The organism is Seleniivibrio woodruffii, from assembly GCF_004339245.1.
Taxonomy (GTDB): Bacteria; Chrysiogenota; Deferribacteres; order Deferribacterales; family Geovibrionaceae; genus Seleniivibrio; species Seleniivibrio woodruffii.
In genome coordinates this window covers 125,267-138,957 of sequence record NZ_SMGG01000006.1, presented here as the reverse complement: position 1 = coordinate 138,957, position 13,691 = coordinate 125,267, and the positions used below count along the sequence as shown (strand labels likewise).

Genomic DNA, 13,691 nt, shown 5'->3' with positions numbered 1-13,691 from the left:
TAATATGGAGAGTGAGGCGGTATATGCTAACCAGGGAAGAACTTGAAGAATTGACAGATGCGGAAAAGCTCCTGCTGATTATCGGCAGAAGCGAAAAATGTATTCTTGAAGGACAGGTTTGTTTGCATAAAGAGGTAGTCGAAAGGCTTGAAAAGCATCTTGCAGAACTTGATAAGGGGAAACGGAAATGAGTGACAAAGGAACGCCTGTACTTGCGGCGGTTTGCGGACTTTACTGCGGCGGATGTGCGCTGTATATAGCCACTCAGCGCAACGATATAAAAACGCTGGCGCAGCTTGCGGAAACCTACGGCACTGCCGTTGAAAATCTTAAGTGTGACGGATGCCGTTCCGGCAGGGTTTCGTCATACTGCGGCGACTGCGGGCTGATTAAATGCGCGTCTGAAAAAGGATATCAGAGCTGCGGCGAGTGCGATGAGAACTCAACCTGCGAGCTTCTTGTGACCTTTCAGAAGGCAAAACCGGACAGAAAAGACATCCGGAAGGATTTTAAACGGATTTCAGAGGTCGGTGTTCATGCTTGGGTGGCAGAGATGCGCCAGAGATATGCCTGCCCCGCCTGCGGATACCCGAACTCGGCTTATGACCTGAAATGCCGCAAATGCGGACACGAACCCGCAAACGCATACGTTGCTGAGCACATGGACGAGATAAAAGAGCATCTTAAAGATCAGAAAAACGGCTGAAAGGGAAAACGTCCGGCAAAGGGGACACCACGGTGACAAATTCCTTTGAAACCGGATGCACGAACCCCATTCTGTAATGGTGCAGGGCGATTGCTCCGCTGTCCATCCTGTTTTTGCTTCCGTATTTCTCATCGCCGAATATGGGATGCCCGATATGGGCGAACTGACTTCGTATCTGATGATACCTTCCGGTATCCAGCGTAATTTCCACAAGAGACCTGCCGCCGTCCACAGCCTTCACTTCATAGGTTAAAACAGCCTCTTTCGAGCCTTCGTGTGGCTTGTCGGTAACTTTCGCCATGAACCTCATATGTGAGTGGTAATGCTTCAGAGTGCCCGAAGTATTCTTAAAAACACCTTCAACAACGGCCATATAGACCTTTTTATGCTTTTTGTCACGCATGGACGCATTTAGTCTGGAGAGTGCCTTGTCGGTCTTTGCGAACAGAACCGCACCGCTGACCGGCGTGTCCAGCCTGTGCAGGGCATGGAGGAAGACGTTGCCCGTCTTGCCGTCACGCTCTTTCAGCCACAGTTTGACACTTTCCTCAAAGCTGTCCCTGTGACCGTCAGATGGCTGTGTGGGTATGCCTGCGGGTTTTGTTGCGGCTATCACATGGTTGTCGGCAAAGAGTATTTCCATCAAAGTCCCTGTCTCTTCCATGCGGCGAAGAATCCAGCGGGAACCGGAATTTCGGTTTCTCCCCTGTCGAGAGTCAGCTCCGATGTCTCAATTTCGCCTTTTGTTCCCGCCATCATCTGCACCAGCAGATTTTTCAGCGTCATTGGTGTATAGCCGGGTGTATGGCATGTCAGAACCACAAAGGATGCGTTCTGATGCAGTATTTTTTTTATGAGTTTCAGAATTTCAGGAAGGTGGGTGTCGATCTTGAACACCTCGCCCCTGCTTCCCCTGCCGAAGCTGGGCGGGTCGAGTATCACCCCGTCGTATTTCGTTCCACGCTTCTCTTCACGTCTGAGATATTTGATTACGTCGTCAGTGATAAAGCGCACTTTTGAGCTTTCAAGTCCGTTCAGTTTCAGGTTGCGCTTGGCCAGATCGTTTATCTTCTGTGATGCGTCAACATGGGTCACCTCCGCCCCCTCTTTTGCGGCAGCTATTGTTGCCGCACCGGAATAGGAGAAGAGGTTCAGGACTTTCAGGGGGCGGTTGGCATTTACTATGCGTTCACGCACCCAGCCCCAAGAGTAGCGGTGTTCGGGGAACACGCCCAGATGTCCGAAATCGGTGGGTGAGATGTGGAATTTAAGCCCGTCAAGGTCGATTATCCATTCAGCGGGCATGTTTTTTCTGTATGACCAGCTGCTGCCGCCCTCTCTGGAGAATATGGCGTGAACCTCCTGCCATCTGCCGTCTTTAAGGGTTTTTTCCCAGACTGCCTGACCGCAGGGTCTGTCGATGATGAAACCGCCGACGTCCTCAAGTTTTCTGCCCTGTCCGCTGTCCAGCAGACGGTAGGATTTTGACTGTGCCATACTTCCTCCAAAAAATTAAATTAGCACATTATGCATTTAACTCAACAAGTTTAATCCGGCTGGTGTACAATAATTCAGAAACACAGTCAGTTGACATAAATTTTCACTGAGATTAAAAGAATATCTCTGTAAATGTCTGGAGGCACGATATGTCCATTAATTGGAACGATTACGACCCCGGGAGATTTTACGACGAGCTTTTCGAATCGAAGGGTAAACCCAGAGAGGCGAGCCGCGATGTCTTCCGCCACCTGCAAACGCTTTCAACGCAGGATATCTACCGGAGAAAAAAGACCGCCGATGCCGCAATAGTCGAGCTTGGGATAACGTTCACAGTCTACAGCGACGGAACGAACATCGACCGTGCGTGGCCGTTCGACATTATCCCCAGAGTTATCTGCGGAATGGAATGGAAAAGGGCGGAAGAGGGGCTTAAGCAGAGGCTTAAGGTTCTGAACCTGTTCATAAACGATCTTTACAACAATCAGGACATAATAAAGAGCGGAATCGTACCTGCGGATGTCATTACCACATCCAAAAACTTCCGTAAGGAGTGCATCGGCATGACCCCTGCCCACGGAGCATGGGCGAACATCTGCGGAAGCGACATAGTGCGTGACGGCGACGGAACGCTGTATGTTCTGGAGGACAACCTGCGTGTACCCTCCGGCGTTTCCTACATGCTGGAGAACCGCAAGATAACCAAGCGGGTATTTCCGGAACTGTTCAAGGATATCAACATCATACCCGTGGACGACTACCCTGCGAAGCTGTTCGACATGCTGACCTCAATAGCCCCCAAATGCGACAAGGAACCGGAGATAGTTGTTCTCACTCCTGGAGTGTTCAACTCGGCCTACTTCGAGCATGCTTTCCTCGCCCAGCAGATGGGTGCGGAGCTTGTTGAGGGTGCAGACCTGTTCGTGGATTCCGACGACATGGTTTACATGAAGACCATAGAGGGGCTGACGAAGGTGGATGTCATATACCGCAGGATAGACGATGATTTCATCGACCCAGAGGTGTTCAGGCCTGATTCGGCACTGGGCGTTCCGGGGCTTATGCGTGCATGGAAAAAGGGCAACGTAGGGATAGCCAACGCACCGGGAACGGGGGTTGCCGACGACAAGGTTGTCTATGCCTATGTGCCTGCGATGATAGAGTTTTATCTGGGTGAAAAACCTTTGATACCGAACGTTGAGACCTATCTGTGCCGTGAGGCCGACCAGCGGGAATACGTTCTGGCGAATCTGGAAAAGCTGGTGGTGAAACCCGCCAACGAATCCGGCGGCTACGGAATGCTCGTAGGCCCCCATGCAAAACAGGAACAGATAGAACAGTTCAGGGAACTTATACTGGAAAATCCCAGAAATTATATAGCACAGCCCACTCTGGCGCTTTCGGTGACACCGACCCTCACCGACGACGGCAACCTTGCCGGACGCCATGTGGATCTGCGCCCCTTCATCCTTCAGGGCGAAAGCTCATACTGCACGGCGGGCGGGCTGACCCGTGTTGCCCTGCGTGAAGGCTCTCTGGTGGTTAACTCATCACAGGGCGGCGGCAGTAAGGACACTTGGATAATCGATCCGGAGGAGGTGTAAGATGCTGTCAAGAGTTGCAAACAGAGTCTACTGGCTCGCAAGATATATGGAAAGGGCAGAGGATATGGCGAAACTGGCAAACGTTTACGCCAACCTGATGCTGGATATGCCAAAAGGCACGGATATCGTTTGGTACAACATGATAACCATCATGGATGCCGAGGAATCTTTTGCCGAGCTTTATGAGGACAGATCGGAAAACAGCGTAATGAGCTATCTGATAAGCGACGAACGCAACCCCTTCTCCCTTTACTGTTCTCTGGCATTTGCCAGAGAGAACACCAGAACCGCAAGGGACATTCTGCCCACGGAAGCCTGGGAGGTTGTGAACGAACTGTATCTGCTGGCGAAAAAAGAGAAGGATTATGTGTCCACCAGAAGCAGACGCTATCAGCTTCTCACCCAGATAATCAGGGGCGGACAGAGGCTGGAGGGGATGCTCACCAGCGGACTCTCCCGAAACCACACATATACCTTTCTCCAGATGGGCAGACTGCTGGAGCGTGCGGACACCACCACCCGTATTCTTGATGCCGGCTCACTTATCCTAAGCGGAAACAAGCTGAAAGGAACTGAAGGGATAGTCTGGATGAACCTGCTGAAAGCGATGAACGCTTATCAGATGTACCGTCAGGCAGTCCGCAGACAGGTGGCCAGCAAGGACGTTATTGACTTTCTTCTCAAAGATGCTATGTTCCCCAGAGCAGTGGCATACTGCGCAGAGAGCATCTCCATCCTCGCAAACCGCCTTCCGAACTGCGCTCCCGTAGCGGAAAAAGCCCAGGCGGTGATAACACTTCTGAACAGCTTCACAGCGAAACAGGGAGACATAGCGCACCTGCACGATTTTATGGATAAGGTACAGATAGCCCTTTATGATATCGACAACGCAATTTCAGATACATGGTTTAACGCGGCAATAAACTGATGAAACGTTTTTACTGCTCCTGCGGAGCGGAGATCTTTTTTGAGAACACCATCTGTTTCAACTGCGGAAAACTGGTCGGAATAGACATTGTGGGTTCGGAGATGTTTACCCTGAAAACAAAGGGCAACGGTCTCCTTTCGGCCACAATGGGCATGAACACCCGCCATTACAGATTCTGCAAACATCGTTCCCCCGACACTCTGGGGTGCAATATCCTTGTGCGTGAGAACGACCCCGAGGAGCAGTGTGTATCCTGCCGCCTGACACGAATTATTCCTGATCAGTCCATACCCAGAAATGTGAAAAGATGGCGCACTCTGGAAGAGGCTAAAAGACGCATGGTCTTTAATATGCACCGCAACAGACTGCCCTATCAGACAAGGACGGAGAACCCTGTTTCGGGGCTGTGTTTCGATTTTCTGGAGGACAGGCGGTCAAACCCGAACGTTTTCGAGGAGATAGTGTACACAGGGCACAGCAGCGGGGTTATAACGGTGAACGCCGCCGAGGCGGATCCGGAATACCGAGCCTCCATGCAGGAGGAGATGAACGAGAGATACCGTACAACTCTGGGGCATTTCCGCCATGAACTGGGGCACTATTTCTGGATGACCCTTATTCAGGGGACAAAGTGGGAGAGACCTTTCGATGTGCTTTTCGGCGACCACAGAAGAGACTACGATGCCGCACTTAAAGAGTATTACGCCAACGGACCCGCAGAGGACTGGGTTGAACACCACATCAGCGCATATTCGTCCATGCACCCTCTGGAAGACTGGGCGGAGACGTGGGCGCACTATCTGCACATGATGGACACACTGGAAACAGCCGTTTCTTTCGGTGTTGTTAATGTTGATATTGAAAATGGTAATTTCAGGGATGTCATCGGAAAGTGGGTCGAACTCACTATAATTATGAACTCCCTCAACCGCAGTGTCGGAAAGGCGGATGCCTACCCGTTCGTGTTGTCTAATGAGGTTTACGAGAAACTTACCTTCATCAGAAATGTGATTCTTGCATCCCGCAGGTGATTATTTTTTAGTCGGTCGATTCTTTTTTGACCGTTTTTAAATTCATTATTCATTCGTTGCGCTTTTCTGTTATTGAAAATTCCAATTACACAAAATATTCAAATTTCGCTATGGGACTAAACACCGAAATTTTGTGAAAAATAACACCATTTCCTAACTCTTTTTTATTTTGGCGAAAAATCTGTTTTCAGTATAAAAAATCCCGCCTTCGTGCAGTTTCAATTTAAGCTATCTTTAATTTTTACTTACAGACCATTTAAATTTGTTTAACAAGTTTCAGATAATCTAATGATGCTATTTGTTTTTATGATGTGGCACGGTTTTAGCTAAATTTAACCTGATGGGGGTGACAGTATGTCTGCCGAAGAAATGGTCACTTATAAAGATATTGAGATACCGAAATCGCTTTTAGGTGTAATCAACCACATGGACAGTGTGGACGAATACAGAGAGGAACTGCTGCGGCTTGGCGCCCAGTGGGATCTGCTGACCATTCTGGGGCAGATGGTGGGAACGGGAACCGATATGACCGGAACCCGTAAGGGATTTCTCGACCTGACGAACAAGCTCCTCTGTCAGCTTGCGCTGGAGAACATCCGCAAAACCGTTCAGGAGATAGGCGCAAAGGCGCAGGTGGCTGTGGATATCCTTATCCGCAACCTGTTCGAAAGGACAGCCGACATAGGCTTTCTTGCAACGGACGACGACATCCGTGATTTTATAATAAAAAACGCCGAACTGGACGAACTCTGCAAAAGCGGACAGGGCGGCGAGGTCTGCGACACGCTGAACCGCACTCAGCTTCGTGAGGAGATGAAGCTGGCTCTCATTGAGCGGTTCAGGGAATACGTCGCAAAATATTCTGTTTACTACAACATCATCCTTCTGGACACCGAAGGCAGCGTTCTGGTTCAGCTGGATCAGTCCGGAAGGGTTACAAAAACCGCCGATCCCCTTATAAAAGATGCCGTGAACGTTGAGGGTGAGTATCTGGAGGTCTACAGATATTGCGACCTCCTGCCGCAGAATGAAAGATCCCTTATCTATGCCTACAGGGTGACCAGAAGCAACGAGGAGAAGGAGGACGTTCTGGGCGTGCTCTGCCTCTGTTTCCGTTTTACGAACGAGATGGAGGGTATCTTCCGCAACATGACCTCAAAAGACGACTGGTCTGTGAAGCTGATTCTGGATGCCGACGGCATGGTCATCGCCAGTTCCGACAGACACCACGTTCCCATCGGCGCTAAGATGGATATGGTGCTGAACAAAGACTACGGCATGATAAAATTCGCCGGAAAGAAATACATCGCAAAAACCTCACCCACAAAGGGCTATCAGGGGTTCTTCGGCCTCGGCTGGTATGGCCACGTCATGATACCCATTGAGAGTGCATTCGAGATATCCGAGGAGAGTGCGGCCAAAAAGAGCATTAACGAAAAAATTCTGGAAGCGGTCATGAGCGACCCCAGACTCTTTTCGGGCGAACTGAGGAGCATCCCCGTTCAGGCTGAAAAGATACAGAGCGACCTTGAGCGAACGGTCTGGAACGGCAACGTTAAGGAGAGCGACCCCGCATCTAAAGTGCTCCTCTGGAGCATCTCCGGCACGGGCGCAAAGACAAAAAAGATATTTGAGCAGTCCATCGGCAACCTGCACAGGACGGTCATAGATTCAATTCTCAGCAACGTCTGGTTCTGGGCGGCTCTGGCTGTGGACATCATGGACAGAAACCTCTACGAGCGGGCGAACGACTGCCGCTGGTGGGCGCTGACATCCGCTTTCAAGCGGATTCTGGACAAGCAGAAGATAGAGGAGGAGGACAGGGAAAAGATAACCGGAATCCTCCAGTACATAAACGGACTTTACACCGTATACACCAACCTTTTCGTATACGATTCCTTCGGGCGCATCATCGCCGTTTCAAACCCCACCGAGGAGCATATGGTGGGTACCGTTCTCAGCAAAGAGTATGTTCGGGGGACGCTGGCTCTTAAGGAGAGCAGTCAGTACTGCGTTTCGAAGTTTGAGCCGAGCGAGCTTTACGACAACAGACACACTTATATCTACGGAGCCTCCATCACATCTTTCAGGCAGGGCAAAAGCGTTATTGGCGGAATAGGTGTGGTTTTCGACAGTGAGCCGCAGTTTTTGGCCATGCTTCAGGATGCTCTGCCCAGAAACGAGCGGGGCGAGGTCGAAGAGGGCGTGTTCGGTGTATTCGCCGACAGGAAAGGGGTTGTGATAAGCTCCACCGATCCGGAGATGAAAGCCGGCGATACCCTGAGCATCGACAGGGAGTTCTTTAATATGAAGAACGGACAGGGAACTTCGAAGGTTGTGGAACACAACGGATATTACTATGCCGTGGGCGGTCATGCCAGCAGCGGCTACAGGGAATATAAGCAGGGAGACGGCTACATAAACGATGTAATTGCGCTCATGTTCACACCGCTGGCAAAGGTTAATACCGAATCCGCACATCCTGTGCGCCGTAGAAGCGACAGCGTGCGGGTAAAAGGTACGGCTGACAGCAAAGACTGCATTGAGGTCGCAACGTTCTTTATCGGAACCAAATGGCTTGGGATAAAGACCGAAAACGTTGTGGAGGCCATAAATCCCGAAGGGCTTACCACAGTGCCCGGCAGCCACAGGTTTGTGAAAGGCAGACGGATATACAAAGACCTGCCGCTTCTGGTGGTGGATATCCGCAGTATTCTTGGTCTTCCCGAAAAAGAGGTGGACAACGACAGTCAGATAATTGTGCTCAGGTTCAGGGGCGATCAGCTTTTCGGCCTGATAGCCGATGCTCTGGGCGAAATTCCGCAGATACCTCTGGACAGGGTAGAGTGTTCCGACCATATCCTTGACAACAGCAAATATACGGAGTGCATCGTCAAGCCCGACCCCGGACAGCCAAACGGTGAGATGCTGATGGTGCTGAGGCCGGAGGGGATAATAGGCAAACTGAAAGAGATGATCTGAGGAATCAGAGATTCTAAAGTTTCAGGCACATCACTTTGATGAGACTGCCGCGCTACGCTCGCAGTGACAAATATTTACGTCATTGCGAGGAACGCCAGCCGCAGGCTGTATGAGTCCACATTTAATATGGTTGCCGAATAAAGTGACGTGGCAATCTCATAACGCTTAGACTTTGTCAATAACCTGAGGAAGCAGAGATTCTTCTGTTATTTCCGTCTTTCTTTTTTCGGATAAAGGTTTATGTTAAACCCTGTGAGGTGTTTCATGAAAATAAAAGTATTAGGCCCCGGATGTTCAAACTGCGAAAAGATGCACCAGACGGTTCTTCAGGCCGTTGATGAACTGGGGATACATGCCGAAGTTGAATATGTGAACGATATGATAGAGATATCAAACTATATCAAAACCACTCCCGGAGTGGTGGTCGATGAGGTTGTGGTTCACGAGGGCAAACCTCTGCCGTCAGTTCATGAGGTCAAAATACTGCTGAAACAGAAAGCGGCCAAAGGCGGCTGCGGCTGCGGATGCGGCTGTGAGGGCTAGAGATTCTTCATTCCATTCAGAATGATGACATAAAAAAAGGGCACCCGAAAGTGCCCTTTATTTTTTCCTACAGAAGTACCGATTCCGCCAGCACTTCCGCTATATCTTTAACATATATGCTCTTGGTGTTCAGATCCTTCATTCCGTCGGACATCATCGTCATGCAGTAGGGGCATGCGGTGCAGAGTGTGCCTGCGTTGGTGTCGATGGCCTGCTGAGCTCTGTTCACGTTGATGCGTGTACCCAGATTCTCCTCCATCCACATACGGCCGCCGCCCGCTCCGCAGCAGAATGCCGTGTCTTTGGAGCGTTCCATCTCCACAGGTTCTTTGCCCGTGATGGCCTTTATGATGTTTCTGGGCTGTTCGTAGATTCCGTTGTGTCTGCCCAGATAGCATGAGTCGTGGTAGGTTATTACGGTTTTCTTGTGGTTGTCGTTGACCTTCAGTTTTCCGTCACGCACAAGTGTGTCCAGCAGTTCTGTGTGGTGGATAACCTCTATTTCAAGTCCGTACTGTTTGTAGTCGTTCTTAAGGGTTGTGAAGCAGTGGGGGCACTGTGTCACGATCTTTTTGACCCCTCTGGCCTTGAACATCTCAACGTTTTTAAGAGCCATCTGCTCAAAAAGGTATTCGTTGCCCAGTCTGCGCACGCTGTCGCCGCAGCAGAGTTCGTCCTTGCCCAGAGTTCCCCATGTGACCTTCGCCTCGTCCATAAGCATGGCAACGGCGAGGGATATCTGTTTGCTGCGTGAGTCGAACGCTCCCGCACAGCCCACAAAGAAGAGATATTCCGTCTCTTCGGGGTTGAAGTCCTGAGCCTTTATGCTGGTGAAAACCTTCGTGCGCTCGGAAGGAGCGATACCCCAGGGGTTGCTTCTCTGTTCCATGTTTTCGAACAGGTTCAGCAGTTCTTCGGGGAAATCGGAGTTCATCTGCACCATGTTTCTGCGCATTTTGACTATCTTGGGTGCATGCTCGATGAAAACTGGGCAGACCTCCATGCAGGCTCCGCAGGTCACGCATGACCATACTGCGTCCTTGGATATCTGATGTTCCCCTTCGCCCACCAGAGCCGCCTCGTTTTCGTTCATATTTTCTTTTATCTTATGGATGAGCGTTCTGGGGTTCAGGGGTTTGCCCGTGAGTGTTGCGGGGCAGTTCACCTGACATCTTCCGCACTCGGTGCAGGTAAGGCTGTCCAGAAGGTCTTTCCATGTAAGGTCTTTGAATGATTCAGCGCCCAGATTGGTCACTTCCTCAAAGTTCTCACGCTGAGGAACTGCGGGTTTGTCCAGCAGTTTGAAGTAAACGTTGGGAATAGCCGTGAGTATGTGCATGTGCTTGCTGTAGGGCAGGAAGTTTATGAAGCCCAGCAGAAGTACCGCATGCGCCCACCAGAAGAAAACGGCGAGCTGATGCACCTCGACAGGTGTCGTGCGGCCTGCATAAACCACGGAGAAAAGAGCCGAGAAGGGGGCATACTGCCAGGGAACCCAGCCTATCATGACCTGAAAGGCCACTATACCCATGTATGCGAGCATAAGAGCACCGATAACCCCGAGGATTATGAACGCCTCGGCGGTGCGTGATTCTTTATAGAGCGGGTGGAACAGCTTGCGCAGAATGGCCGCAACAACGGCTATGAGCACGAGCACAGAAACAATGTCGAACGCCAGAAGGAGCCAGTGGTGAAAGGCTTCGGGCAGTCTGTCCAGTGAAACTCTGGGGAATACGCCGTTGACGATAAACTCGCCGTTGGCAACCAGAAGCACAAGGAACGACCAGAAAAGCAGAGCGTGGTTAAAGCCGAAGCTGCCCCTGATAACGCTCTTCTGAAATACTGCGTTTATAAGCATTGCGGCTGTTCTCAGTCCGCCTCTGTCGGTTCTTTCGGTGGGTCTGCCCTGTCTTATCAGCGCAACTTTTTTGTAAACGCTGAAGGCAAACGCCAGCATTGAAACTGCAAACAATATAGTAAAAGGGATATTAACCATTTCTTCCACCTTTTTCAGCCCTTCTTCTTCTGATCTCCTCTGTGAGAGCGGGAACTATCTCGAAAAGGTCGCCCACGATTCCGTAGGTGGCCACTTCAAAAATGGGCGCATCCTTGTCCTTGTTAATGGCGATGATGACATCGGAATCCTGCATTCCCACAAGGTGCTGAATTGCGCCGGAGATTCCGCAGGCAACGTATATTTTGGGGCGGACGGTCTTGCCTGTCTGACCCACCTGTCTGGAATGTGCCATCCAGCCTGCGTCCACAGCCGAGCGTGAAGCGGAAACGGTTCCGCCCAGTTCGTCTGCAAGCTCCTGAAGTATCTTGAAGTTCTGGGGAGCCATCATCCCTCTGCCGCCGGAAACCAGAATCTCAGAACCTGAGATGTCCACGTCGTCGGCCTTTTTATCGGAAATGATGCTTAAAACCTTGCTGAGGATGTCCTCCTCGGCAACGGGGGGCTGTTCTTTGATGATAACCGCTTTGGAAGTGTCAGCTTTTTTGGGCATGCCCATGACTCTGGGGCGGACGGTTGCCATCTGGGGACGGTATTTGTCGCACATGATGGTTGCCATGATGTTTCCGCCGAAAGCGGGGCGGGTCTGCATCAGGTTGCGCTTGTCGTCGATGTCAAGCCCTGTGCAGTCTGCGGTGAGTCCCGTTGCAACCTCAGTGGCCACTGCTCCGGCGAGGTCACGCCCCATTCCGGTTGCACCCATCAGGATAACTTCGGGTTTGTATTTTTCTATGAGCCAGCACATAGCTTTGTGGTAGCTCTGGGTTCTGTAGTTCTTAAACACCGGCATATCTGCCAGATATATCTTTTCCGCGCCGTATCGGCCTGCTTCGTCGGCTATGTGATCGACACCGTCGCCCATAACCACTGCGCAGAGTTCAACGCCGAGCTTGTCGGCCAGTTTTCTTCCCTCGCCCAGAAGCTCCCATGAAACCTCAGCGGCGACACCTTCCGTCTGCTCGATGAACACCCAGACATCTCTGAACTTAGCCAGATAGTCTTTGAGTGCTCTGTCCTCATCGGAAAGCTCCTCTTCCGCCGAGCCTCTGGCCTTCTGTTTTTCCCATGCCTCAAGCTGTGTTTTCTGCTCGTCGGTCAGGAAGATATAGAGTGCTTCGGCGGGACAGACCTTAACACATTTGTCGCAGCCGATACATTTCTCGTCATTTATTAACGGTGAGCCTTCGCCGTCCATGCTGATGGCGTCAACGGGGCAGGCGCTTTCGCACCTTGCACCGCAGGATATGCAGGTGTCGGGCTTAAGCCTCGCCTTTCCTCTCGGTTTTTTAATCTTTTCAGCCATTTTGGTTAATCCCTCTTATCAGACCGTAATAATATCTTTGGCAATCATTTTGTCCAGAAGCAGCGAAGCCACGTCTTTGGGATCGCTGATGCCTGCGCCGATCATTTCGCCTTTGTCACGCTGGGGCGAAAATATCTTGCTTACCCATGTAGGTGAGCCTTTCAGACCTATTTTGTTGACATCCAGCTGAAGCACTTCGTTATTCCATACCTCAACCTGAGCATTTTTGGAGCGCAGACGCATGGGAACTGTGGGATATCTGGGGCGGTTTATCTCCCGCACAACAGTTATCATGGCGGGCAGAACCGTCTGCACGGTCTCGTATCTGCCTTCAAGCTTTCTGCGGACAACCAGTTTTTTCGAATCTGTGTCAAGCTCCAGAATCCTGTCAACAAGTGTGAGCTGTTCCAGCTCCATACGGGTTGCGATTCCGGGACCCACCTGCGCCGTGTCGCCGTCGATGGTCTGCTTTCCGCAGAAAACAATGGCAACATCCTCCTCTTCGGCCAGTTTGCGGATTGCGGCAGTGAGAACGTTGCTGGTTGCCAGCGTGTCCGCACCTCCGAAAACCCTGTCCGAAAGAAGAACCGCTCTGTCCGCACCCAAAGACAGAGCTTTGCGCAGAGCCGCTTCCGCATTGGGCGGTCCCATGGAAACAGCGGTGACTTTAAATCCGTATCTGTCCTTGAGTCTCAGACATTCCTCCAGTGCATGGGTGTCGTAGGGGTTGACGATAAAGGGTATACCGTCCCTCACCAGAGTGTTCGTCTTCGGGTCGATCTGAACCTGCGTAGTGTCAGGTACTTGTTTGATACATGCTATGACTTGCATAACTACCTCATATATAACTTTGCCTTCACAAGCGTGAAAGCCTCTGCCTGTCAGGGTCTGTTCTGTTGAGTTAAAATAAAACGACTTCTCAAAATCTGAACACCCTGCCTGTGGAGGGTTTCAGCGATTTTGAGCACTGGAAACAAACGGTGTTTATAAGCAGGTAAAGTACCACAAAATAAAGTTAATAGAAACTGTTTTTGAGAATTTTTTACAAAAATTACGGGCGGATGCTTTATTACAATTTGCCTA

General features: G+C 50.8%; 12 protein-coding genes. 7 read left to right on the top strand and 5 right to left on the bottom strand.

Annotation, left to right across the window (positions count from 1 at the left end; genetic code table 11):
- Window positions 1-23: 23 nt before the first annotated feature.
- Entirely contained in the window at window positions 24-191 is a 168-nt protein-coding gene (locus C8D98_RS13775) for a hypothetical protein (RefSeq protein WP_165871311.1), read from the top strand.
- A complete protein-coding gene (locus C8D98_RS11675) occupies window positions 188-706 on the top strand; it encodes a DUF3795 domain-containing protein (RefSeq protein ID WP_132874339.1) in 519 nt (172 codons plus the stop codon). Before C8D98_RS13775 ends, C8D98_RS11675 begins: the two co-directional genes overlap by 4 nt.
- On the opposite strand, the gene C8D98_RS11670 is transcribed toward C8D98_RS11675, so the two are convergent.
- Window positions 684-1,349, bottom strand: a complete 666-nt coding sequence (locus C8D98_RS11670; protein WP_165871310.1) for an RluA family pseudouridine synthase — start codon at window positions 1,347-1,349, stop codon at window positions 684-686. The two genes, C8D98_RS11675 and C8D98_RS11670, sit on opposite strands and share 23 nt — an antisense overlap.
- On the bottom strand, window positions 1,349-2,203 hold the full coding sequence (locus C8D98_RS11665; RefSeq protein WP_132874337.1) for a class I SAM-dependent methyltransferase: 855 nt from the start codon (window positions 2,201-2,203) through the stop codon (window positions 1,349-1,351). The genes C8D98_RS11670 and C8D98_RS11665 overlap by 1 nt, the downstream gene beginning before the upstream one ends.
- A 149-nt stretch (window positions 2,204-2,352) precedes the next feature.
- Here C8D98_RS11665 and C8D98_RS11660 point away from each other — a divergent pair, with 149 nt between their 5' ends.
- From C8D98_RS11660 to C8D98_RS11640, 5 genes are all read left to right on the top strand, one after another.
- A complete protein-coding gene (locus C8D98_RS11660) occupies window positions 2,353-3,807 on the top strand; it encodes a circularly permuted type 2 ATP-grasp protein (RefSeq protein ID WP_132874336.1) in 1,455 nt (484 codons plus the stop codon).
- Window position 3,808: 1 nt separating this feature from the next.
- A complete protein-coding gene (locus tag C8D98_RS11655; protein WP_132874335.1) occupies window positions 3,809-4,735 on the top strand; it encodes an alpha-E domain-containing protein in 927 nt (308 codons plus the stop codon).
- Window positions 4,735-5,766 (top strand): zinc-binding metallopeptidase family protein, encoded by a 1,032-nt coding sequence (locus C8D98_RS11650; protein ID WP_132874334.1) that lies wholly within the window; start codon window positions 4,735-4,737, stop codon window positions 5,764-5,766. The genes C8D98_RS11655 and C8D98_RS11650 overlap by 1 nt, the downstream gene beginning before the upstream one ends.
- A gap of 354 nt (window positions 5,767-6,120) precedes the next feature.
- The gene (locus C8D98_RS11645) at window positions 6,121-8,748 is read left to right on the top strand and encodes a chemotaxis protein CheW (protein ID WP_132874333.1); all 2,628 of its coding nucleotides are present in this window, start codon (window positions 6,121-6,123) and stop codon (window positions 8,746-8,748) included.
- Window positions 8,749-9,012: 264 nt separating this feature from the next.
- Window positions 9,013-9,291 carry an MTH895/ArsE family thioredoxin-like protein gene (locus C8D98_RS11640; RefSeq protein ID WP_132874332.1) on the top strand — a complete coding sequence of 93 codons (279 nt, stop codon included), beginning with the start codon at window positions 9,013-9,015 and terminating at the stop codon, window positions 9,289-9,291.
- 67 nt (window positions 9,292-9,358) lie between these two features.
- Here C8D98_RS11640 and C8D98_RS11635 read toward each other — a convergent pair whose 3' ends face one another.
- The 3 genes from C8D98_RS11635 to C8D98_RS11625 are packed head-to-tail and all read right to left on the bottom strand — an operon-like array spanning window position 9,359 to window position 13,439.
- Complete coding sequence (locus tag C8D98_RS11635; protein WP_132874331.1) at window positions 9,359-11,287, bottom strand: heterodisulfide reductase-related iron-sulfur binding cluster; 1,929 nt, start codon at window positions 11,285-11,287, stop codon at window positions 9,359-9,361.
- Entirely contained in the window at window positions 11,280-12,608 is a 1,329-nt protein-coding gene (locus C8D98_RS11630; protein ID WP_132874330.1) for an electron transfer flavoprotein subunit alpha, read from the bottom strand. Before C8D98_RS11630 ends, C8D98_RS11635 begins: the two co-directional genes overlap by 8 nt.
- A gap of 18 nt (window positions 12,609-12,626) precedes the next feature.
- Window positions 12,627-13,439: an electron transfer flavoprotein subunit beta/FixA family protein gene (locus C8D98_RS11625; RefSeq protein WP_132874329.1), complete on the bottom strand. Its 813-nt coding sequence runs from the start codon at window positions 13,437-13,439 to the stop codon at window positions 12,627-12,629.
- Between the last annotated feature and the right edge of the window lie 252 nt (window positions 13,440-13,691).

Bases quoted from the DNA above. Each gene is read 5' to 3' on its own strand.
- C8D98_RS13775 (WP_165871311.1), top strand. From the start codon at position 24: ATGCTAACCAGGGAAGAACTTGAAGAATTGACAGATGCGGAAAAGCTC.
- C8D98_RS11675 (WP_132874339.1), top strand. From the start codon at position 188: ATGAGTGACAAAGGAACGCCTGTACTTGCGGCGGTTTGCGGACTTTAC.
- C8D98_RS11670 (WP_165871310.1), bottom strand. From the start codon at position 1,349: ATGGAAATACTCTTTGCCGACAACCATGTGATAGCCGCAACAAAACCC.
- C8D98_RS11665 (WP_132874337.1), bottom strand. From the start codon at position 2,203: ATGGCACAGTCAAAATCCTACCGTCTGCTGGACAGCGGACAGGGCAGA.
- C8D98_RS11660 (WP_132874336.1), top strand. From the start codon at position 2,353: ATGTCCATTAATTGGAACGATTACGACCCCGGGAGATTTTACGACGAG.
- C8D98_RS11655 (WP_132874335.1), top strand. From the start codon at position 3,809: ATGCTGTCAAGAGTTGCAAACAGAGTCTACTGGCTCGCAAGATATATG.
- C8D98_RS11650 (WP_132874334.1), top strand. From the start codon at position 4,735: ATGAAACGTTTTTACTGCTCCTGCGGAGCGGAGATCTTTTTTGAGAAC.
- C8D98_RS11645 (WP_132874333.1), top strand. From the start codon at position 6,121: ATGTCTGCCGAAGAAATGGTCACTTATAAAGATATTGAGATACCGAAA.
- C8D98_RS11640 (WP_132874332.1), top strand. From the start codon at position 9,013: ATGAAAATAAAAGTATTAGGCCCCGGATGTTCAAACTGCGAAAAGATG.
- C8D98_RS11635 (WP_132874331.1), bottom strand. From the start codon at position 11,287: ATGGTTAATATCCCTTTTACTATATTGTTTGCAGTTTCAATGCTGGCG.
- C8D98_RS11630 (WP_132874330.1), bottom strand. From the start codon at position 12,608: ATGGCTGAAAAGATTAAAAAACCGAGAGGAAAGGCGAGGCTTAAGCCC.
- C8D98_RS11625 (WP_132874329.1), bottom strand. From the start codon at position 13,439: ATGCAAGTCATAGCATGTATCAAACAAGTACCTGACACTACGCAGGTT.